Source organism: Anabaena sp. CCY 9402-a (assembly GCF_963920945.1).
GTDB classification, from domain to species: domain Bacteria; phylum Cyanobacteriota; class Cyanobacteriia; order Cyanobacteriales; family Nostocaceae; genus Trichormus; species Trichormus minutissimus.
Map to the genome: position 1 here is coordinate 22,382 of NZ_CAWUDL010000026.1, position 18,526 is coordinate 40,907.

An 18,526-nucleotide genomic window follows, 5' to 3' on the forward strand; every position below is an offset into this window, starting at 1 on the left:
TACAGCAGTAAGTACCAGATTACACAATTTTGTAGGCTTGCCTTCCCGTAGGGTATTTTGAATTTTGAATTGTTTATGACTGTTTCTCGCACAATTTGTTTGGGGTTTTTGGCTGTCATCGCCGTAGGAACTATCTTACTGATGATGCCGTTTTCTACCAGTAATGGTACATGGAATGATCCTGTAGTGGCATTGTTTACATCAACATCCGCAGTTTGTGTTACTGGTTTAGCAGTAGTGGATACTGGTACTTATTTTTCCTTTTGGGGTCAGTTGTTTATTTTGATGTTGGCTCAAATTGGTGGATTGGGCTACATGACAACTACAACTTTTCTGATTTTGCTGATTGGACGTAGGTTTGATTTACGCCAAAAAGTTGCTATCCAACAAGCTTTAGACCGTCCAGGGATGAGTGGTAGCACGCAAGTCATTCGCTCCATTATTGCCACAACGCTGATTTTTGAGATTACAGGCATATTATTATTACTACCAACTTTTGTCACTGATTATGGATGGAATCGAGGTATTTGGTTAGCAATTTTTCATAGTATTAGTGCTTGGAATAATGCCGGATTTAGTTTATTTCAAGATAGTTTAGTAAAATATCAGTCATCTTGGTTAGTAGTCTTCACGATTACCTTTTTGATTATCTTTGGAGGGATTGGATATCAGGTAATTTTAGAAATGTATATATGGTTGCGCGATCGCCTGGTCAAAAAAAAGGCTACCTTAGTATTTTCTCTAGATTTTAAAGTTGCCACCAGCACAACATTAATACTTTTAGCTTTGGGGACAGTTGCATTTTTATGTATAGAAATGAGAAACCCCAACACTTTTGGCTTACAAGGTCTTAGCAACCATTTATTATTAGCATGGTTTCAATCAGTTACAACTCGAACTGCTGGCTTTAACTCTATAGATATCGGTAAAATGACAACTGCTGGGTTATTTATTACTATTGCACTTATGTTTATTGGTGCTAGTCCTAGTGGGACGGGTGGCGGTATCAAAACCACTACATTACGCGTATTAACTAGCTGCACTAAAGCAATTCTTCAAGGTAAAGAAGAAGTATTATTGTATGAGCGTAAAATAGCAATTCCTTTAATCTTAAAAGCTGTTGGTGTTTTAGTCGGTTCTGTCTCTACAGTTATTTTGTCCACAATTATCATAGCTCTTACAGACCCCAAACTAGAATTTATTCAAATTTTGTTTGAAGTAGTATCAGCATTTGCCACAGTAGGACTTTCTACTGGTATTACCAGCAGCGTCTCCACAGCAGCAAAAATAATTTTAATTATCACAATGTATGTAGGTAGAGTTGGTGTTTTATTGCTGATGTCATCTCTATTAGGTGATCCCAAACCTACCAGGATTCACTATCCTGAAGAAAATTTACTCGTGGGTTAGTTAGGGAGTAGGTACGTAGGGGAAGAAGACAAGGCGAGAAAGAAGACAAGAAAGAGAATGGTTCATGACTATTGACTCCTGATAATATGTAAAAGAACAGGCAAAAAATAAAACTTTTTAATAAGTCAGTCTAACGTTTTTGCCCTAAATACAGGGATTGATCATAAGGATTACATTGTGAATCTTTCATCGTTAGGTTTTTTTCGTAGTTTACGTAGAGATAACCACCAATTCGCCATAATTGGGTTAGGTCGTTTTGGTCGTTCTGTTTGTTCAACACTGCATAAATTAGGCTACCAAGTGTTAGCAACAGATATTGATGAAAAACGCGTATCGGCAGCATTGACTGAAGACATAGTTGGTCATGCTTTACAATTAGACTCTACTGAGCCGGCTGCACTTAAAGAAGCAGGCATATATGAATTTGATACGGTAATTGTAGCTATTGGCAACTATGTTCAGGAAAGTATTATCACAACTCTAAATGTGAAGGAATGTGGTGTACCTCACGTAGTAGCTAAAGCTTCTAGTGAAGTTCACTACAAGTTGTTAAAACGGGTAGGTGCTGATCATGTTGTCTTTCCTGAATATGAAGCAGGTTGTGCTTTAGCACGTACACTTACTAAACCATCTATATTAGACAGATTTGACCTTGACCCAGATAACAGTATTGTTGAAGTCATCGTACCTGATGAGTTTCACGGTAAAACTGTTGCAGAACTCCAACTGCGTAACCGTTATGGGTTAAATTTGTTAGCTGTGAGTCATGATGGTAAATTTCAAATTAATCCTGACCCTTACAAGCGTTTAGAACGCGGTTCAGCAATGGTAGTGATTGGTTGTAATAAAGATATTAATCGCTTGCCGATTTGAACATGGAACTTCGCTTCAAGTCGCACTAACAATTCCTGACCACTGCACTTTTTTTTGTTGCTCACGTCGGTAAGAAAAGAAATGCTCTGGAGTTTGGTAAGTGCAATAAGGTGCGATCGCTATTTGCTCTACACTAATACCTAAATTTTCTATTTGCAAAGCATTGACTCGGCGCACATCTAGCCTTACCCTTCCTGGTTCGGGGTCAGCTAATAATGGTGAATGGGGTAGCTCGTGTAACCCATGAACAATTTTGTGGGTGTCATTATGTGGTAAGATACTGCATCCAATTTCTGCTGCTACCTCCACAGAGACTTGGTAAACTTCGCCTGCAATAGCTGGCCCCATCGCAATCCGTAAGTCTGATAACTGACTACCTTGAGCTTGCATTCGGGCGATCGCTTCGGGGACAATTTTCTTAGCTGTACCCCGCCAACCAGCGTGTAATGCTGCCACCTGTCCAGTGTTCACATCCCCAATTAAAACAGGTGTACAATCGGCACTTGCTACCCATATTGCTTGTAAGGGTAGTTCACTCATTAAACCATCTGCCAAAGCTAGGGCATCTTCTACATCCAGGTTGCTCTCTATTTCCGTGGGGGTGAGAACTGTGTTGCCATGTACCTGTTTTAAGCGATATGCTGATGCTTCTGGGTGCAGCACCTGCGTTAATTCCTGGGGCGATCGCGGCCAAAACTGCTGTGTAAAAAAGCCGTGCTGCCAATTTTTTAAGAGACTACAAGTTAGGTATGGTAGTCCCTCCCAATTATGCCAATGCCAAGTGTGCATCTTGAACCCAACCTAAACAGAAACTTATCCGCCAATCAATGTTAACTTGAACAACGGAATTTCGCTTAATGGCTGTGGAACTTGATCAGCAAAAATTATTAGCCGCCCTCACCGCAGGGCGTGAGTATGATGATTTACCGTTTTCTCTACATATTTTTGACAGTGTTCCTTCCACTAACCGCACCCTATGGGAATTAATCAACCAAGGGGCAGGTGTAGGAACTGTAGTTATTGCCACACAGCAAACAGCCGGCAGGGGACAATGGGGACGACAGTGGACTTCCCCAACAGGGGGACTATATCTTTCTGTGGCGATCGCTCCTAATTTAGCAGCTAACGCCAGCTACCAACTCACGCTAGCTACTGCTTGGGGCATTGCTCATCAGTTGCGTCGATGTGGTATTAGTGTAGGGATTAAATGGCCGAATGATTTAGTATTAGATGGTCGTAAATTAGGCGGAATTTTAACAGAAACCAAAGTTAACCAAGGCAAAATTACACAAGCTGTGATTGGCGTTGGCATTAACTGGTCAAATCCAGTGCCAGAGACAGGCATCAATTTACAATCATGGCAACAGAGCAGGGGAGCAGGGGGCAGGGAGCAGGGGGAGAATACTTATACAAATTCTGTCTCCCAGTCCCCAATCCCTCATCCCCAATCCCCAATCCCTTGTCTGGAAATGCTAACCTGTAAGGTTTTACTGGGAATAGAATCCGGTATGGCTTGCCTTTTGCAAGAAGGAGTAAGTGTACTATTGTCTCGCTATTTAGAATTTTTGGTGAACATGGGCGATCGCGTTTACGTCAACGATCTAGCAGGCAATGTTGTCGGCGTAACACCTCAAGGGAGTTTACGAGTATCCTTAGAGACTGATCGCATAAATGATATGAAAACACCAGAAATTTATCTAGAACCCGGTAAGATTAGTTTGGGTTATCGTAAGTCTTGAGGTTCATATTAGGTTTGTTCATAATTTCGCTCTTTGGGCAAGACAAACCACTAGCATCATCTCTTTAGACCAAGAAGACACAACTCAACTGAGAGAAAAAATGACGCAGCGCAATAAATCTGCCCATAATCCAAAAAAACACCTAGCCCATACTCTACCAGCACAAAGTCTGTGTTGGTTAAGTAGCTTTAGCCTCCTAAGTGGCGGTATGGTGTTTGCTCAAACAGAAAAATCAATAGACAACATCGTTCCTACTATTGAAAATTCCCAACCGACAGCAACAACAAATTTCGTGAAAAAAGATGTTGTTGTACCAACAGCATCTCAACCCCAACCAAAATTATCTGAACGGCAAACCCAACTCAGACAAAGACTACGTAAACCAGAAGTTTCTCAATCACCAAAACCAGTCAGACAATCTAAACCCAAAGTTGAGATTGAGCCGACTGAGCCAGTTTTGAGTGTGAAAAAGTCACAACCGCAAGTAGAAACTTCCCAAATTGCACCAGAGCCAGATTCAAAGGTTAAACCAAAACTAGAAGTAACTACCCCGAAACTTTCCGTACCTGATAAGAAACCAGCAGTTGCTCAACCATCTTTAACTAATAAAAAACCAGTAGTTGCCCAGCCATCTAACGAATCGGATAAGAATCAAAGCATTACAGTTCGGCAACCCAAGCAGGATTATAACAACGCCTATATTGACCCCCAAGATTACAACCCTAATACTGCGGGTACTTATCAAGCACCAAACTCTGTAATTCTCACAGAACGTTCTAGTGGTTGTCGCACGATTTTGTCTTCTGGACAAGGGGTAGCTGGTAGCGCGTGCGCTCAAACACCATCTGTAGCTAATTCCAGTGGTAAATCATCCCCCACATGGCTGAGAAAAAGTCAAAATGCTCAGTTAGCTACGACATCACCAGTCCGTCCCCTAGCTAATGCGAACAGCCAAAGCAGATGGCGTGGTTCTCAGGTGAGTTCTGGTAGCGTCAATAAAGGGGCTTTTCAATCTAACCGATTTATTCCCAACCCCAACGAATTTGCCACCACTAGAGTTAGTGCCACTCCCATTGCACCCAGTGGTGGTACACTAACCCCACCAATGGCAGAAGGAAACATCGCTCCTCGTGTGAGCAGCGTAGCTTATGACATCCCCTTGGCATCAGTATTGCCAAAAATTCCCTACACAGGTACATTAGCCTACCGTGGTGGTAGTGGTATGATGTATCCCCTCGCTGTAGCATCGCCCATTACATCTTTATTTGGCTGGCGAGTTCACCCCATTACAGGCGATCGCCGTTTCCACGCTGGTACTGATTTAGGTGCGCCTCTGGGTACACCCATTTTGGCAACTGCTAGAGGTCAAGTATCCACTGCTGATTGGTTGGGTGGTTATGGTTTAACCGTCGTCCTCAACCACAGTTCTGCACAACAAACCCTCTACGGTCATATGTCAGAAATCTTGGTTCAACCAGGACAGTGGGTAGAAGCAGGAACTGTAATTGGGCGAGTGGGTAGCACTGGTAACTCCACAGGCCCCCACCTCCACTTTGAAGTCCGTCACCTCACACAGAATGGATGGGTGGCTGTTGACCCCGGTGTACAATTACAGGTTGCCCTCAGCCAGTTATTGCAAGGTGTACAAACAGCACAGGCTTTGAAGAGGGAGTAGAAAGCAGGGGGAGCAGGGGGAGCAGGGGGAGCAGGGGGAGCAGGGGGAGTTAAGCAAGACTTTTCCTAATCCCCAATCCCCAATCCCTATAAATACCCGTGTTCTGCTAAGAATGCGGGTGTAACTTCATTGAAACTGGAATCATCTGTGGTTGTGAGAGATTTTTTGCCAGGGTGAAGCAACTTTTCCACGTATTTGCCGAGAATATCGCCTTCTAAATTTACCAAACTGCCAGAAACGAGATAGCGAAGATTGGTGTCAGCATAGGTGAGAGGAATAACCGCTACGCTAAACTGAGATAATTCGGGATCGTAAGCAGCTACCGTCAGACTAATGCCGTTGACAGTGATACTACCCTTGGGGACAATGTAACGAGCGATCGCTTCGGGTGCAGTGAAAGTCATTTCCCAAGAACTAGCAGTCTGTTGAGCATCTAGCAAGCTGCCTACACCGTCTACGTGACCCATAACAAAATGACCCCCCACTTTACCACCAACGCGTAGTGAAGTTTCTAGGTTAACGTAACTCTGTTGTGTCTGTTCGTAGCCTAGAGTTGTACGGCGCAAAGTTTCTGGGGAAGCTGAGGCGATAAATCCATCTAGCAAAATTTCTTCTACTGTTAGGCAAACACCGTCTACAGCAACACTGTCACCGTAAGCCAGATCCTGCATAATTGAGGATGACTGACTCACACAAGTGATTTGCCATGAATCACCCTCTAAAGGTTTGATTGTTCCTAATGCTTGAATTAATCCTGTAAACACTGTTATTTTGCAAAACTAACTCTATTTATTGCCTAATTTGTCCGAAAATCCACTGGTAATTCTCACAAGAATGTCGAAAATTTTGAGTATATTTTCTGACTGTATTTATTATAAGGTAATTAACACAATCGCATCCTTCACAAGTCATACTTGGTTAAGAAGGTTATTGTCTACAAAGACCCATTTAATTTACTCTGGTGTTCACAACCAGTTCGGAGTTTAATAGAAGCAATTATAGAGAACGATGCCTATGTTTATTCCTGATCCTAGTTACCTGCTTGAGGGTATGATTTATCACTTAACGATTAAGCACTCAAAGGAGTGTAGAGGGTTAGCCAATGATTGAAATGAAAGTCGCTGGCATAGCATTAGATGCCATAACCCGTAGCCCAATAGTCTTGTTAAAAGATGCCTCAGATCGGCGGGCGTTGCCAATTTATATTGGTCAAGAACAGGCTAGGGCAATTATGGGCGCATTGGAGAATCAAAAGCCTCCTCGACCCTTAACCCATGACCTAATTGTCAATATTCTAGAAACCTGGAGTATGACTCTAGAAAAAGTAATTATTCATTCTTTGCAGAAGGATACATTTTATGCAGCATTAATTGTTCAACAAGGCGAAGTTAAAAAAGAAATTGATGCGCGTCCTAGTGATGCGATCGCTGTAGCACTGCGTACAAATACTCCAATTTGGGTAATGGAAGAAGTCATTGCTGATGCTTCTATTCCTGTTGATCGGGATGCTGATGAAGCAGAACAAGAAGCCTTTCGAGAATTTATTTCTAACCTTCGTCCTGAAGATTTAATTAAACGATTTGGTAATGACGAAAGTTAAATCAGTGCTGAGTGCTGTTAGCGGTAGCGCGGCGTTTAGCCAGTGCTGAGTGCTGAGTCCTGTTAGCGGTAGCGCGGCGTTAGTCGGTGCTGTTAGCGGTAGCGGGGCGTTGAGCAGCGTGCTAAGTGCTGTTAGCGGGGTATGAGCAGCGTGCTAAATAGCTACAAGTACAAACCTGAACCCCAAACAAAATCTAATTTCCTAATTACGTAAAGCCTGCGGCATAGCTGCGCTTAGAGCGTAGCGGGGCGGAGCATCGTTACGAATTACCAAAACTCAGCACTTTCAACTCAAAACTTAATTTATGCACTACCGACGCTTTGGGAAAACAAATCTCTATCTATCTGTTTTTTCTCTAGGTACAATGCGCTATCTTGCTGATGTTGAAACCGCACAGCGAACTATAGCCAAAGCCTTAGAAATGGGAATTAATCATATAGAAACAGCCAGAGGTTACGGTAAAAGTGAGGAGTATCTGGGTGCAGCGATCGCTCTTGGATTATCAGTAACCCGTTCCCAAGTGTATATTACTACCAAAATTCCACCCACTGCTGATGCTGATAGTATGCGGCGGTGCATCGATGAATCCTTAACTAGATTGAACTTAGATTATCTAGATTGCTTAGGAATTCATGGTTTAAATACTTGGGAACATCTGGAGTTAGTGCAAGCCCAAGGTGGCTGTATGACAGCCGTTGCGGAGGCGATCGCTGACGGTAGAGTCAGACACGTTGGCTTTTCCACCCACGGATCATTAGAAGTAATTCAAGGTGCAATAAATACAGATTTATTTGAATTTGTCAATCTGCATTATTACTATTTTTTCCAAAGAAACGCGCCAGCGATTCAGTTAGCAACTGAGAAGGACATGGGCGTTTTTATTATTTCTCCAGCAGACAAGGGAGGACGGCTATACACGCCACCGCAAACCCTCAAAGATTTGTGTCAGCCATTTTCACCTTTAGAATTAAACTATCGGTTTTTATTAAGTGACAACCGCATAAATACCCTGAGTATAGGGTCAGCTAACCCAGAAGAATTAATCGAACCGTTACAAGTTGCTGATAGTAATGGTGAGCTAACATCAGCCGAAAAGTTAATTTTTCAAAATTTAGAAAATCATCAAAACCAAATTTTAGAAACTGAAAAATGTAGTCAATGCTATGATTGTTTACCCTGTCCAGAAAATATTAATATTCCCGAAGTTTTGCGGTTACACAATCTAGCAGTAGCCTATGACATGACAGATTACGGGCAATATCGTTATGGTATGTTTGAAAACGCTGGTCATTGGTTTCCAGGAATGAAAGCCAACCGTTGTACAGAATGCGGTGATTGTTTACCTCGTTGTCCAGAAAACTTAGATATTCCTGCTTTATTAGCAGATACGCACGATCGACTTAAAGGAAAATCTGGTAGAAGACTTTGGGGATAATTCGTAATTCGTAATACGTAATTCGTAATTTAGAATATAGAGCAGTAGCATATCTTGCCTAACGACTGAGTTAAAGTGTTTAGTAAGATTGTTAAAATCTGTTGAGGCTGTCGCTACCTAATAAAATTATGCAAATAACGCAACAGCGATATTACACCCCAGAGGAATATTTAGCACTAGAAGAAGCGGCTGAATACAAAAGTGAATATATTGACGGGCAAATAATTCCAATGGCAGGTGGAACAGTAAATCATAATCAAATAGCACTTAATTTAAGCACTGAGTTGAATTTTGCATTCAGAAAGCAAAACTATCGCGTTTATATGGGTGATGTTCGTTTATGGATACCTCAAAGGCGTATTTACACATACCCAGATGTCATGATTGTGGCGGGTGAACCGGAATTTTTTCATAACCGCACAGATATGATTCTCAACCCACAGGTAATAGTTGAAGTTTTATCTGAGTCTACCAAAGGTTATGACCGCGAATATAAGTTTCAGATTTATCGGACAATTTCTACCTTCCAAGAATATGTATTAATTGATCAAACCCAAATCTACATAGAACATTTTTCTAAAACGGGTAAAAAGCAATGGAATTTACGCGAGTATGACGCAGAAGATGAAAAAATATCTTTGGTTAATATCCCCTTTGAAATTTGCTTACAGGATTTATATAACAAGGTGAAGTTTGACCTTGTGGAATCGCAGGGGGAGAGTGTTGATGTGGAGTGAGGAATGCAATTATCTGCGCCCGAAAGTCAGTCATGGCTGATTATTTGTACAAATATTTTTCTGTTAAAGTGGATTTTGAGTAGGTATACCTACAGCACGGGGAAACTTAGCTGGTGTAGCTGCTACCTTGCGTAGATACAAGCAATGACGAATACTGTTAGTTAGAGGTGTCGTAAACTCTTCAATTGATTCAATTTCGCCACCCAATTGATTGACTGCATTTTGTAAAGTTGTAGTTTCTTCTTCCGTCCAAGTACCACGATAAATTACTGCTAAACCGCCTTCCTTGAGTAAAGGGAGAGTATATTCAGCACACACTGAGGCATTACCAACAGCGCGGATTAATGCTATATCGTAGTGTTTTCGATGTTGTGTTTGCTGACCAATTTCTTCAGCCCTTGCAATAAGAGTTTTAGCATTGGTAACAGCAAGTTCGCTCAATATTTGGTCTATAAAAGTAATTTTTTTGCGGGTAGAATCGGCCAGGGTAATTGTCGAATTAGGTGCAATCCTGGCTACAGGAATACCAGGAAACCCAGCACCTGTACCAATATCAATTACAGATGCACCCGTTTCGAGAGTCGAGATAAATTTTTGCTGTGGTGCAATTCCCCGCAAAGAGTCCCAAAGATGCTTTTCCCAAAACTCTTGAGGTTCGGTAATGCGAGTTAAATTTAACTGACGATTCCCTTCCAAGATTAATTCATACAGTTGCTGAAATCCCGTGTTCTGTTCGTCAGTAGGTTGCCAATTAAGAGTTTGCTGCCAAATTTCTGCCATTTCTGGCAATGAGTTAGTCATTAGTCGAATCAATTAAAAAAAGGTCAATGGGGATTGGGCATAAAAGATATAATCTACCTTGTCTGTTTTGTCTCCCTACACCCATATTTCACACCGCCGCTTGAGCTTCTTTCGCCTTAGCTTCAAGTGTTGCAGGGTCTACTGATTCTAGTTCACCCTGTTTGAGTGTCCAGCAACGATCTGCGATCGCTAGCATATCACCGGCATCATGTGTTACCACTAACAATGTCCAATCTTGTTTGAGTTTTGCTAATAAACTCACTAATTGCCGACGCATTGACCAATCTAAGCCTGCTGTCGGTTCATCTAATAATAATAGGTTTGGCTGGCGAATCAGTTGCACTGCTAAGGCTAAACGGCGTTGCTGTCCTCCACTTAAAGCATGAGGTGCGGCGGAAAGGGATAAATGCTCTAATCCTACTTCGCTTAATGCTTGCCTAACACGTTCAGTTCCTAGTTCGGGATGCCCTAAACGTAATTCTTCTAAAATCGTACCACCGCAAAAGTGCCGTTCTGGAAACTGAAATACTAACCCAGCTAATTGTTGTAGCTGTTCAGCAATAAGTTCTTGTTCTCGCCAAAAAACATTACCTGATGTCGGTTCAGCCAGCCCAGATAATATCTCCAGTAAGGTACTTTTACCAGAACCACTAGGGCCAATAATTAAACCTAGCTTTTGGGGTGGTAATTCCAAATTAACAGATTTAAGAATTGCTGTTGGGCAAGCTGTGGGATGATAAGTTAGATTTCTGAGATAGAGCATTTGTTAAGATTACTAAAAAGTTGGCGAAGAACTCACTAATTAAGATTAACTACAACCAGAGCAACTAGAAAATTCGGTAAGGGTTCATAGAGTATTATTCATTAAAATTCCAAATCAAGCAGTCACAATTATCTTTATTTTCTCATTCTGACAAATTCAGTCATTAGTAATAGCTACAACCAATATGGGAACTTGGAAAAATTACTTGTGTCTAAGTATATAGATGATTACGGCTTAAACAGAGGTGATTTTTAGTTACCTTTTTTCTGCATTTTAAGTAACATATAAAACCATTTCAACCGCAATTTTTCTGAGGCTAGTAATGACTAAAAAGTTCTTTTCTCCTCAAATGCTAAGATTTTCCCAATTAACTAGACTAGCTCAGGTGACTTTTGGTGTGGCGATCGCACTGAATCTTTCACTAAGTCCAACTCTAGCTGGTGATCCGTTTCGTACTAGTGAGCCACGTAAGATTGGCGACAACACAGAAGCGGCGTTTAAAGCAGTTTTTTACAAAGGTGATTATCCAGCCGCAGAACGTTATCTCAAACAAGCAGTGTCTAGCGAATCAAATGAACCGCTAGCTTATGCGATGAAGGCATCTTTAGCATACATTAACGGGGATTTGGCAGGACTAGACAATTTCAGCCAAAAAACTCTAGAAACTGGGCAAAAATTGATTGCTACTGACGAATTACGGGGTAATATATACAGTGCTGTCGGGCAATTTTTGTCAGGAGCAGTCATTCTTACTCGTGAAGGGACAATCAAAGGCGCACCCAAAGCCTTAACTCGGCTCAGACAAGTTTATCAACATCTAGATAAAGCTGAGGCGATTTCTCCTAAAGACCCAGAACTGAACTTGGTTAAGGGTTATATGGATTTGATGCTGGCTGTTAGTTTACCCTTTGCTAACCCAGATGAAGCAATTGAACGTTTAGAAACCAATGCAGCACCTGAATATTTAGCTCATCGAGGGATTGCGATCGCTTATCGTGACTTAAAACAATACTCTCAAGCCTTAGATTACGCCAACCGCGCCATAAAAGTTGCAGCAGACAACCCAGAGTTGTATTATCTAAAAGCCCAAATTCTCAAAGAACAGGGTACAAAAGACAAAAACCAGCCACTAATTAAAGAAGCGATCGCTAATTTTGACAAAGCCTTAACCAAAAAATCTCAACTCCCCGGAGATTTGGTAAAACAAATCGAACGTGAACGCAATAGTGCTGTAAACAGTTTAAATAAATAATTCAGGTGGGTGATTAAGACTTGGGCATAGGGAATTGGGCAGTAAAAAGTAAAAAGATTCTTTTCTTTTGCCTTTTACCTCCCGTGTCTTCCTTGTTTCCCTTGTCTCCCGCTCCCCTGGTTACTGAGCGCAGTCGAAGTAACTCCCCACTCCCTAATAACCAAGATGTACATTCAATTTCGTGAAGTTAATCAATTTGATGTTTGGATTTGGCTGAAATTTAGTACAGTCCCTTCTCAACGTGAAAAACAGTATATAGAGGAAGTATTTAATTCCTGGTTTTACTTAGGAAAGTTAGGTGGATTTAATGCTGAAAATTTGCAAGTGCAGGAAACAGGGCTGGATTTAAGTTATATGGACTATGACACCCAAGGTTATGACAAAAGCCTACTGGCGTTAATGCACAATATGGGTGAATTTGAGTATGAAGGAGAGTGGGGACGTTGTTGGTTTGACTTGGGAACAAGCGATGCGATCGCTTTAGATATTTTAATCAATGCTCTCACCCAAATCAGTCAAGAATATGTCACCATCGAAGCCTTGTATATTGGCGGCGAAAACGAAGATTGGCCTGTCGAAGATAGTGATAGTCGTACTTACTCTATTTACGATAATTAATTAAAGACAATGGGTAAACACAATGAAATCCGGGTGATAGCCTTGGGGCTAATTCAGGATGAAAAACGAATTTTTGTCTCTGAAGGTTATGACCCTGTGAAACAATCAAAATTTTACCGCGCTTTGGGTGGCGGTGTTGACTTTGGTGAAACTAGTATAGAAGCTTTAAAACGAGAATTCCAAGAAGAGATTCAGGCAGATTTAACTAATATTCGCTACTTAGGTTGTATAGAAAATATATTCATATACAATGGTCGCAAAGGACATGAAATTATTCAACTTTATCAATGTGATTTTACCGATTCTAAATTTTATCAATTAGAAAGTTTAGTGTTCTCTGAATCTGAGCATCATCAGCATACCGCACTGTGGATAGATATTACCCGCTTCCAATCTGGTGAACTTAGATTAGTCCCAGAGGAATTTTTTAATTATGTATAAATAAAATTTATACACTAATCGTATCTATGCTTTTTAGATTTAATCACTTCAATTACATCATCATGACGCTGACCTTCAATAATGTCATTTAAGTGAATTTTCCCGTCAATATATTGCAAATGAATACGCCATCCAGATAATTTATCGATATCAGCACGGTATATTGCCTGCTTAATACCTTTAACTTTACGAAGTCTCGTCTTGGGAAACGTTCTGGTTCTATGACATTCATTATCTTCCAGTTCAGCCAAAGCTTCTAGAAAATCTATTTTGAGATTATCAGGTAAAATCTCCATAGCTTCATGGATAATACCATGCTCATCTAGAAGTGGTTTAATCCGTGGCATTAGCTAGGACTAACCTCAATTTCTTGATGTTTGAAGCTAAAGTCTTGGTAGAGAGACTCCGCAATTGCAGTGTATGCAATTGCAGCATCTTCAGTATTAACAACCCTGAATAATGTAATTACTGTAGTGTTAAAAATAGGGTCATCATCAATAGTCAGAATTAATCTGATATCTTTATCAATAATTAAGGCGTAGAGCGAAGAATCATAATCATCACTAAGCTTAATTTCTTTGAGTTTAAAAGCCTGAGTTTCTAATATTTTTTTGTTCTTTGAAAGAATTTCAACATATCGATTTAATTTCTTAATAATTTTAAATTTTTCTTTATTTTTAAATCTATCTAAATCCTGCTCAAAATCTTTTGTTGATTCAATAAGTATTTCCATTTAACTGATTCTAGTCCTGAAATACTAAACTTATTTCAAATTTAACGTATATCTAGATAGCTTGAAACTATTCTAACTATATTCATATAAAAAACAAATAATATAAATAGATTCATAATTATAGCTCCATTTACTAAGTTAAATATTACATAAATATAGCGATCGCCTTCAGAAATAAGCTTAAATACAATTGTATTTAGCATAGGTTATCTCTAGCACTCAATTTCTTATGCCAACTAAATTAGTATCACCTTTATTCATAATTTTATTAGGGCTGACTCTGACTCCCACTGCTGGATGCACTAATCGTCAAGATGATTCAGCCGTTGCTCAAAATTCACCCAAGCCAGAACCTCAAATCATCGTCCAACCTGGAGAAATACGACCTTTACCTGGCAAATTAGATAATATCCCTGTATTTAACAGCAATAGCCCAGAATGGATTAAAACAGAGGGAATTTTACTGTCTACCTTCCCCTCACCTAATAAGAAAACCCCAGCCGCCCACCTCAATTTTCCTTTTCAGGGACGGTTTGATTTATTTGCTCACCACTATACTCACACCCCCAAAGATTTACAAACCCTATACATAGGGGTAATTATCCAGAACCCTAGTAAAAAACCTGTAACGATTGGCGTATTACAAGCAGCCAGTTATTTGATGCAGGATGCAGCCTTTGTCACCTTACCCCCTTACCGAGAAAATAATGATGGTAAAGTATACTCCGGGCCAGGGGCTAGGGCTGTGGCTGATGTACTGCGGGGGGTGCGACAGGCTGAATTTCCAGCAAAACTAGTCATTCCACCAGGACAAAGCCGAATGTTAATCAATCATCCTATCCCGGTGCGGAATTTAGAAAGACCTGTCAATGGTCGGTCTAGCTTTATGCGCCTGCGGAGTAATGGCAAAGTTTACACGGCTAGTATGGCGATGTTTGCCAAGAAAAATGCTAATGGTTCAGACCGTGCGCCAACTCAGGCTGAATGGCAAGCTTTACTCAATAACGGTAACTTCGCTGGGCCAAGAGATAAAACTCCCTCTCCTCCTAATGCTACCAGTGGGGTGTTGATTTATGGCCGGGTAGCTGGTGTTTCCAAAGGTTCACAATGGAAAGCGAACTTAGTGGATAATCCTCAAGCAAAAACACTCACTATTCCTCAAGCTGGGAAAGGAATTTCTTATCCCTTAGTAACTTTGCGGGGTGGTCGCTTGGGTACTGCACAAAACCAAACCGCAAAAATGTTGGTACGTTATTCTGATACAGCCTATGAAGCGCATGGTAATTATGGCGTGGAATATAATCTCAGTCTGCCCTTGAAAAATAATACCAATCAAACTCAAAAGGTGACAGTTACTTTAGAAACACCTTTGAAGGAAGATAAATTATCGCAAGGTGGCGTGCGTTTTCGGAAACCATCCCTAGATTTTCCATTTTTCCGAGGTACGGTAAAGCTGAGTTATTTTGATGACCAAGGGAAACAACAAACGCGTTATGTTCATCTCTGGCATAGAACTGGTCAAGTTTTAGAACCATTGGTACAGTTTGTTATGCCGCCTGCAACTAGACGTAATGTGCAGGTAGATGTAATTTATCCCCCAGATTCGACACCACCACAGGTTTTGACTGTGAGAACTTTATAAAACAATACGGTTCTCTTAAGCGATAGTGCAACCCAACAAAGCGTTAAGTCCTACATTCCAGTTCCTTCGCTTTTCTGTTCCTCCAACTTCCTGATAGCCCTACACTCCTACACCCCTAACTACACTCTCAGGAAACTGTCGTTTTAAGGCTGAAAATACTGGACAGGGTGCTTGTTCTTGTAGGTTTTCTGGTTTACTCCAGGTGAAGGGGGCTTTTTTTGCCGCAGACATCCATAATAATTGCTTGGCTCTGGTCATCGCCACATATAGTAAACGATACTCTTCGGCTGTTTTGAGGTGTTTGGCTTGTTCCCACGCTGGGGTTACTTCTGGAATACTGACTTCACCGTGGAGGGCGGCGCGAATCTGGGCGCGGGCGACTTCTGATAAGGTAAAGTCACCTAAAAATTGGCTTTGGGGAGGGACCCAAAACCGCCCAGGAATGAGGTTTTCATGGAGGAAGGGTAGAAATACATAGTTCCAATCTAACCCTTTGGCTTTGTGCATGGTGATAATTGTTAGTTGACCAGCGCGGGTGTAACGGGCTTCTACATCCTCTGTTTCCACTGGTTCAAAGCGTTCAGAACTGACAATTTCACTTAAAACTGACAGCATTGACCCCATTGAGTTATTACCAGCGATTTGCTTGTTGACTCGTTCGGAGAGTTTATCAGCCGTGGCTAGTTCGGCTTGGTCGTAATTTAAAGTTAAAGCTAAAAAGGAAATTAGCTGATATAAAGGCAATTCCAAGCGGGCGCGGAGTAAACTACGGCATATGTGAGAGGCTTTTTGTACCGTCTCTGCTTGGGGTGTAGCTAAGGGGCCGGGATAGAGAAATTCTTCTGGGAGACTGGCTAGGGCGTTGAGGTCTTGGGTGGGAATTAATTGACGCTTTACCAATACTTCTAAGGCGGTTTTGAGGTAGTCGGGAGAATGGGGGCGATCGCAAAATTGCAGCAGTGTTAAAATTTCCTGGGGAACATGGGAACGGCGATCGCTTTCTCCGACATCAAATATAGTAATTTTATGCTCTTTACACAGTGGTTCTAGTGCCTGTGATAACCAACGTCCCTGACGATTTTCCCGTACTAATACCGCCACGCTTTTAGTTGGGTCTGCTGTTAATAGCTCAATCACCCTATTACCTAGCAATTCGGCTGTGTGATGAATATCATGGGGCGTACATAACTCTAATCCTCCACCTACTGCGGCTGGATTGACATCAGCTTGGTTGACAGGACGAATCATTTGCAAACTAAATGGACTAGGAAGATGGGGAGACTTTTGATTTTTAGCCCCATAAAAGCTATTCACCCATTGCAGCGCAAAATTAGCCGCTTCGATAATCATCTGGGTACTGCGACCAGCTTGATCCATTGTTGCTAGTTTGCCAGAGCGATCGCACTCTTGGCAAAATTCCCGAAAGTAAATCGGATCAGCTGGGGTAAAGGTCGAGTTAATCGCTTGGTTGGGGTCGCCAACTCTGATTAAGTGGAGTGGGGAATTTTGAGTGCTGAGTGCTGAGTGCTGAGTGCTGAGTGGGGAGTGCTGAGTGCTGAGTGGGGAGTGCTGAGTGGGGAGTGTGAAATTATTAGTATTCTCCTCTGCTCCCCCTGCTCCCCCTGCTCCCTTGCTTCCTAATCCCCAGTCCCCAGTCCCCAGTCCCCAACTTCCATCACTTGCCAAAATCTCTAATAGCTGGGTCTGTAATGGGCTAGAATCCTGGGCTTCGTCTTCAAATACAGCAAAAACTTGGTTCTGCTCGATGCGGCGTGCGCTGTCGTTTTCTAGGACGCGTAGGGCAGCTAAAATCATGTCGTCGTAGTCAATGAAGTCACGCGATCGCATCAGGTTCTGGTACTCTTCATACAATCCTGACGCTATAGTTAAAATTTCATACGCATCTATGGTTTGTTCGCTCCATTCCCGCAGTTTGGCTGGGGAGATACCGGAACTTTTGGCTTCATGAATGACGGTAGTGGCTAAATCTGGTAAAACTTCTGTTCTTAACACCGACTGACGACGTAATCTTTCTGTTTCTTCGCCGTCAAATTGCTGTCCTTCTAATAACTGCAAATACAGTCGGGGATGATTAGCCACCCATTGTTCTACGGCGGTGCGAATGAAGCGGTGGCTTTGATTGGGTGTGATTAGGGTGACGTTTTCTAACTCTAAACTAGATAAATTTGGGTGACGACTGGCAATATTTAACGCCAAACCATGCAAGGTATAAACAGTGAAACCTGTTTGAGGTAAAGATAATTGTTTGAGGTATTCGCGGATTTTTAATTTAATATTCGCAGCCGCCGATCGCGTAAAAGTTACTACCACCAACTGACGACGATTAGATGGGCGCGACTGTATTGTATTTTGATATTGCCTAGCAATTGCGATCGCCGCCGCTGCCGCCATCCCCGTAGATTTACCAGCACCAGGAACAGCAGAAACAGCCAGTGGGCCTGATTGCCAATCAGCCATTTGCTGTTGTCCAGGGCGCAGTGTCTTACGAATGGCTAAAACTTTCTCCTGTAAAACTTCCATCGATGACGCTTGAGATGCTGGCGGTGCAATAGCAGTAAAGTTAGTATCTGACATTTAAAATTCGTAATTCGTAATTCGTAATTCGTAATTAATTGCGATCGCCTCTAGCAAGCTAACTATATATGATTGCTTTATTATCTTTGATGATGAGTTTGTTTATATAATTTTTCAGATTGATCAAACTGGATAAGCATTGCTGCATCTAGCGATAAATCACCCCACAATTAGGCAACGCCACTTGATATATTGAGTTAAAATCAAAAATC

At 41.5% G+C, this 18,526-nt stretch carries 18 protein-coding genes; 11 read left to right on the plus strand and 7 right to left on the minus strand.

The annotated features are described in order from the left end of the window. Window positions 1-75: 75 nt before the first annotated feature. Both ACM0OR_RS11745 and ACM0OR_RS11750 read left to right on the plus strand, forming a co-directional pair. On the plus strand, window positions 76-1,410 hold the full coding sequence (locus ACM0OR_RS11745; protein ID WP_414576347.1) for a TrkH family potassium uptake protein: 1,335 nt from the start codon (window positions 76-78) through the stop codon (window positions 1,408-1,410). 177 nt (window positions 1,411-1,587) lie between these two features. Then, window positions 1,588-2,283 (plus strand): potassium channel family protein, encoded by a 696-nt coding sequence (locus ACM0OR_RS11750; protein ID WP_190707031.1) that lies wholly within the window; start codon window positions 1,588-1,590, stop codon window positions 2,281-2,283. Window positions 2,284-2,298: 15 nt separating this feature from the next. Here ACM0OR_RS11750 and pgeF read toward each other — a convergent pair whose 3' ends face one another. Beyond that, the gene (pgeF, locus tag ACM0OR_RS11755) at window positions 2,299-3,072 is read right to left on the minus strand and encodes a peptidoglycan editing factor PgeF (RefSeq protein ID WP_414576348.1); all 774 of its coding nucleotides are present in this window, start codon (window positions 3,070-3,072) and stop codon (window positions 2,299-2,301) included. A 68-nt stretch (window positions 3,073-3,140) separates the two neighbouring features. Here pgeF and ACM0OR_RS11760 point away from each other — a divergent pair, with 68 nt between their 5' ends. Beyond that, entirely contained in the window at window positions 3,141-4,022 is an 882-nt protein-coding gene (locus ACM0OR_RS11760; protein WP_414576349.1) for a biotin--[acetyl-CoA-carboxylase] ligase, read from the plus strand. 100 nt (window positions 4,023-4,122) lie between these two features. Continuing rightward, window positions 4,123-5,697 carry a peptidoglycan DD-metalloendopeptidase family protein gene (locus ACM0OR_RS11765; protein ID WP_414576350.1) on the plus strand — a complete coding sequence of 525 codons (1,575 nt, stop codon included), beginning with the start codon at window positions 4,123-4,125 and terminating at the stop codon, window positions 5,695-5,697. A gap of 86 nt (window positions 5,698-5,783) precedes the next feature. Here the strand turns inward: ACM0OR_RS11765 and ACM0OR_RS11770 are convergent, their stop codons facing one another. Next, on the minus strand, window positions 5,784-6,461 hold the full coding sequence (locus tag ACM0OR_RS11770) for a riboflavin synthase (protein WP_414576351.1): 678 nt from the start codon (window positions 6,459-6,461) through the stop codon (window positions 5,784-5,786). Window positions 6,462-6,799: 338 nt separating this feature from the next. Here ACM0OR_RS11770 and ACM0OR_RS11775 point away from each other — a divergent pair, with 338 nt between their 5' ends. From ACM0OR_RS11775 to ACM0OR_RS11785, 3 genes are all read left to right on the plus strand, one after another. After that, window positions 6,800-7,297: a bifunctional nuclease family protein gene (locus ACM0OR_RS11775; protein ID WP_190707018.1), complete on the plus strand. Its 498-nt coding sequence runs from the start codon at window positions 6,800-6,802 to the stop codon at window positions 7,295-7,297. Between the two features lie 304 nt (window positions 7,298-7,601). Further along, window positions 7,602-8,732 carry an aldo/keto reductase gene (locus ACM0OR_RS11780; protein WP_414576352.1) on the plus strand — a complete coding sequence of 377 codons (1,131 nt, stop codon included), beginning with the start codon at window positions 7,602-7,604 and terminating at the stop codon, window positions 8,730-8,732. Between the two features lie 128 nt (window positions 8,733-8,860). Beyond that, window positions 8,861-9,469 carry a Uma2 family endonuclease gene (locus tag ACM0OR_RS11785; protein ID WP_323268392.1) on the plus strand — a complete coding sequence of 203 codons (609 nt, stop codon included), beginning with the start codon at window positions 8,861-8,863 and terminating at the stop codon, window positions 9,467-9,469. A 63-nt stretch (window positions 9,470-9,532) separates the two neighbouring features. Here ACM0OR_RS11785 and rsmG read toward each other — a convergent pair whose 3' ends face one another. Both rsmG and ACM0OR_RS11795 read right to left on the minus strand, forming a co-directional pair. Continuing rightward, window positions 9,533-10,270 carry a 16S rRNA (guanine(527)-N(7))-methyltransferase RsmG gene (gene rsmG, locus ACM0OR_RS11790; protein WP_414576353.1) on the minus strand — a complete coding sequence of 246 codons (738 nt, stop codon included), beginning with the start codon at window positions 10,268-10,270 and terminating at the stop codon, window positions 9,533-9,535. Window positions 10,271-10,358: 88 nt separating this feature from the next. Continuing rightward, the gene (locus tag ACM0OR_RS11795; RefSeq protein ID WP_323268389.1) at window positions 10,359-11,033 is read right to left on the minus strand and encodes an energy-coupling factor ABC transporter ATP-binding protein; all 675 of its coding nucleotides are present in this window, start codon (window positions 11,031-11,033) and stop codon (window positions 10,359-10,361) included. Window positions 11,034-11,355: 322 nt separating this feature from the next. Between ACM0OR_RS11795 and ACM0OR_RS11800 the strand changes: the two genes are divergently transcribed. The 3 genes from ACM0OR_RS11800 (at window position 11,356) to ACM0OR_RS11810 (ending at window position 13,344) form a co-directional block, all read left to right on the plus strand. After that, complete coding sequence (locus ACM0OR_RS11800) at window positions 11,356-12,285, plus strand: Sll0314/Alr1548 family TPR repeat-containing protein (protein WP_323268388.1); 930 nt, start codon at window positions 11,356-11,358, stop codon at window positions 12,283-12,285. A 165-nt stretch (window positions 12,286-12,450) separates the two neighbouring features. Next, entirely contained in the window at window positions 12,451-12,903 is a 453-nt protein-coding gene (locus ACM0OR_RS11805) for a DUF3531 family protein (protein WP_190707002.1), read from the plus strand. Between the two features lie 9 nt (window positions 12,904-12,912). Continuing rightward, window positions 12,913-13,344, plus strand: a complete 432-nt coding sequence (locus tag ACM0OR_RS11810) for an NUDIX hydrolase (protein ID WP_414576354.1) — start codon at window positions 12,913-12,915, stop codon at window positions 13,342-13,344. 14 nt (window positions 13,345-13,358) lie between these two features. Here the strand turns inward: ACM0OR_RS11810 and ACM0OR_RS11815 are convergent, their stop codons facing one another. Together ACM0OR_RS11815 and ACM0OR_RS11820 are read right to left on the minus strand one after the other, a co-directional pair. Next, window positions 13,359-13,691 (minus strand): hypothetical protein, encoded by a 333-nt coding sequence (locus ACM0OR_RS11815; protein ID WP_190706996.1) that lies wholly within the window; start codon window positions 13,689-13,691, stop codon window positions 13,359-13,361. Further along, window positions 13,691-14,077, minus strand: a complete 387-nt coding sequence (locus ACM0OR_RS11820; protein ID WP_414576355.1) for a hypothetical protein — start codon at window positions 14,075-14,077, stop codon at window positions 13,691-13,693. Before ACM0OR_RS11820 ends, ACM0OR_RS11815 begins: the two co-directional genes overlap by 1 nt. Before the next feature lie 229 nt (window positions 14,078-14,306). Between ACM0OR_RS11820 and ACM0OR_RS11825 the strand changes: the two genes are divergently transcribed. Next, window positions 14,307-15,719, plus strand: coding sequence for a DUF3370 domain-containing protein (locus ACM0OR_RS11825; RefSeq protein ID WP_414576356.1), 1,413 nt, complete (start codon window positions 14,307-14,309; stop codon window positions 15,717-15,719). 99 nt (window positions 15,720-15,818) lie between these two features. Here the strand turns inward: ACM0OR_RS11825 and ACM0OR_RS11830 are convergent, their stop codons facing one another. After that, complete coding sequence (locus ACM0OR_RS11830; protein WP_414576357.1) at window positions 15,819-18,314, minus strand: ATP-dependent helicase; 2,496 nt, start codon at window positions 18,312-18,314, stop codon at window positions 15,819-15,821. Window positions 18,315-18,526: the final 212 nt, after the last annotated feature.

Excerpts from the sequence above, each read along its gene's own strand:
- ACM0OR_RS11745 (WP_414576347.1), top strand. The coding sequence starts at position 76 with ATGACTGTTTCTCGCACAATTTGTTTGGGGTTTTTGGCTGTCATCGCC.
- ACM0OR_RS11815 (WP_190706996.1), bottom strand. The coding sequence starts at position 13,691 with ATGCCACGGATTAAACCACTTCTAGATGAGCATGGTATTATCCATGAA.
- ACM0OR_RS11805 (WP_190707002.1), top strand. The coding sequence starts at position 12,451 with ATGTACATTCAATTTCGTGAAGTTAATCAATTTGATGTTTGGATTTGG.
- ACM0OR_RS11810 (WP_414576354.1), top strand. The coding sequence starts at position 12,913 with ATGGGTAAACACAATGAAATCCGGGTGATAGCCTTGGGGCTAATTCAG.
- ACM0OR_RS11775 (WP_190707018.1), top strand. The coding sequence starts at position 6,800 with ATGATTGAAATGAAAGTCGCTGGCATAGCATTAGATGCCATAACCCGT.
- ACM0OR_RS11785 (WP_323268392.1), top strand. The coding sequence starts at position 8,861 with ATGCAAATAACGCAACAGCGATATTACACCCCAGAGGAATATTTAGCA.
- rsmG (WP_414576353.1), bottom strand. The coding sequence starts at position 10,270 with ATGACTAACTCATTGCCAGAAATGGCAGAAATTTGGCAGCAAACTCTT.
- ACM0OR_RS11780 (WP_414576352.1), top strand. The coding sequence starts at position 7,602 with ATGCACTACCGACGCTTTGGGAAAACAAATCTCTATCTATCTGTTTTT.
- ACM0OR_RS11765 (WP_414576350.1), top strand. The coding sequence starts at position 4,123 with ATGACGCAGCGCAATAAATCTGCCCATAATCCAAAAAAACACCTAGCC.
- ACM0OR_RS11820 (WP_414576355.1), bottom strand. The coding sequence starts at position 14,077 with ATGGAAATACTTATTGAATCAACAAAAGATTTTGAGCAGGATTTAGAT.
- ACM0OR_RS11795 (WP_323268389.1), bottom strand. The coding sequence starts at position 11,033 with ATGCTCTATCTCAGAAATCTAACTTATCATCCCACAGCTTGCCCAACA.
- ACM0OR_RS11825 (WP_414576356.1), top strand. The coding sequence starts at position 14,307 with ATGCCAACTAAATTAGTATCACCTTTATTCATAATTTTATTAGGGCTG.
- pgeF (WP_414576348.1), bottom strand. The coding sequence starts at position 3,072 with ATGCACACTTGGCATTGGCATAATTGGGAGGGACTACCATACCTAACT.
- ACM0OR_RS11800 (WP_323268388.1), top strand. The coding sequence starts at position 11,356 with ATGACTAAAAAGTTCTTTTCTCCTCAAATGCTAAGATTTTCCCAATTA.
- ACM0OR_RS11760 (WP_414576349.1), top strand. The coding sequence starts at position 3,141 with ATGGCTGTGGAACTTGATCAGCAAAAATTATTAGCCGCCCTCACCGCA.
- ACM0OR_RS11830 (WP_414576357.1), bottom strand. The coding sequence starts at position 18,314 with ATGTCAGATACTAACTTTACTGCTATTGCACCGCCAGCATCTCAAGCG.